Source organism: Candidatus Aquicultor secundus (assembly GCF_002791875.1).
Classification (GTDB): Bacteria; Actinomycetota; Aquicultoria; order Aquicultorales; family Aquicultoraceae; genus Aquicultor_A; species Aquicultor_A secundus.
In genome coordinates, this window is sequence record NZ_PFNG01000127.1 from 1 (window position 1) to 1,740 (window position 1,740).

The following is a 1,740-nucleotide window of genomic DNA, read 5'->3' on the forward strand; positions in this document are numbered from 1 at the left end:
CCGCACCGACGGTAGATGGCATATTAAGCCCCGGCGAGTGGCCAGACCCTGTAAAAAGCAAAACGTTAACATACCGCGATGATGCGACCCCAACCCCGCACGAAGAATCCCATCAAATGGACGTCTATTTCAAGAACGATGATACATACCTCTATGTAGCTGTGAAAATCACGGGTGACGATTTCGAAGCCGCCGGATACCAACCAACCGGCGATATGGATGTACTCGATGTCGCATTCGACAACAACAATAACGGCCAGGTCGATAGCAACGAAGATGATAAGCACTTCTGGAACCTGGAATATGTCGATTCACACGCGATCGACACCAACCAGTGGCAGGTAGATGACCAACCAAGCGACACCATCGGGCACGCTACCCACTCAGCCCCTGATGCATCCGGAGATTATATATACGAACTCAAGATCCCGCTCAAGTTCTCCAACATTCAGAATTTGAATATACGCCCAGGCAACATTGTCGGAGTGTGTATTAAATTTGAAGAATGGCATTACGCCGATGGTTTCCTCGGATCACGAGGCGATTGGAGCAACGCATCATGGCCAAGCTTTACAGGCTCGATGAAATTCGGCAAACTAAAATTGGCTAGCCAATAGCCAATCGACTTGCATAGAATCTCGGGCTTTTTACAAAACAACCTGTAGAAGCTAGGCTCTACAGGTTGTTTTTGCTTTTTGCGTATGTACCTGCCACAGCTGGCTGACCTTAGATGGCAAACTGCTTTTTGAAGGTGAAGCTCACGTCGAGGCTTACGAGCAAACGTATTGCTACTCTCCGCCTTATAAAACGTAGATCCGCTAGTTTATAATGGCGGCAAGTATCTTGGCTGCCTCCGCACGCGTGGCCTTCTTCTGAGGTTTGAAGGCTCTATCCGGATAGCCGGAGATAACATTTTGCTTAGCACAGGATAAAATAAAGTCTTTCGCCCAGCAATTCGATACATCAGTAAAATCATTGGAGGACTGCGAGCTAAGACCCTTAGTAATTGCTATTATCTTAGAGATCTCGGCTCTCGTTATGTTCTTGCTCGGTCTAAATGTGCCGTCTTTGTAGCCATCTATAGCACCATGTACTTTGGCTGTCTCAACATATGAACATGCCCAGTGCTTGGCCGGCACATCTGAAAATGATTGTTGTGTTGAGGCAACCAATTCCCAGCCCATAGCAAGACAAATTATCTTCGCAAACTCTGCGCGCGTTACATTTTCACCCGGTCTGAATTGGCCGTCAGCGAACCCGCTAATGATGTTCCTTTTACTTAGCTCATCTATAAACGGCTTTGCCCAGTAATTGGACTCGACATCCTTAAAAGAGGCTTGCGCTGAAGATAGGTATTTGATCGCATAATTCGTATTTCCCGCTTCGTCGTATGCTATTGCTTTTAGAGCATTATCCGTCATTGAATGCAGCGCGTATGAGCACCTGTAGGCATACGGCGCTTCGGTATCGGTCACCATCAATTTATCATTGAGGTAAAACTCAACTTTATCGATACCGGATTCATCGGTTGCCTGAACAATGATGTTTTTGTATCCAAAACCGGACGGTTCGCTAGATTGTGCGGCAGAGCTAAGCGGACTATCGCTTATGCTAAGTTTCGGAGGTGTGGTATCTAACGTAATGTTAGCACTAACAGGATCGCCCCAGTTTTCGGGTGCTGTCTGGAACTTTGCATAGACAGTTTTCTTACCATCACCTGCAGATAGCGTCCACGGAATG

2 protein-coding genes are annotated in these 1,740 nt (G+C 46.9%); one reads left to right on the forward strand and one right to left on the reverse strand.

Annotation, left to right across the window (positions count from 1 at the left end; all coding sequences use genetic code 11):
* Positions 1-617 (forward strand): sugar-binding protein (locus COY37_RS05210; protein WP_286976563.1); only part of this gene is annotated, 617 nt, incomplete at its 5' end.
* Between the two features lie 201 nt (positions 618-818).
* On the opposite strand, the gene COY37_RS05215 is transcribed toward COY37_RS05210, so the two are convergent.
* Positions 819-1,740 (reverse strand): S-layer homology domain-containing protein (locus tag COY37_RS05215; RefSeq protein WP_286976566.1); only part of this gene is annotated, 922 nt, incomplete at its 5' end.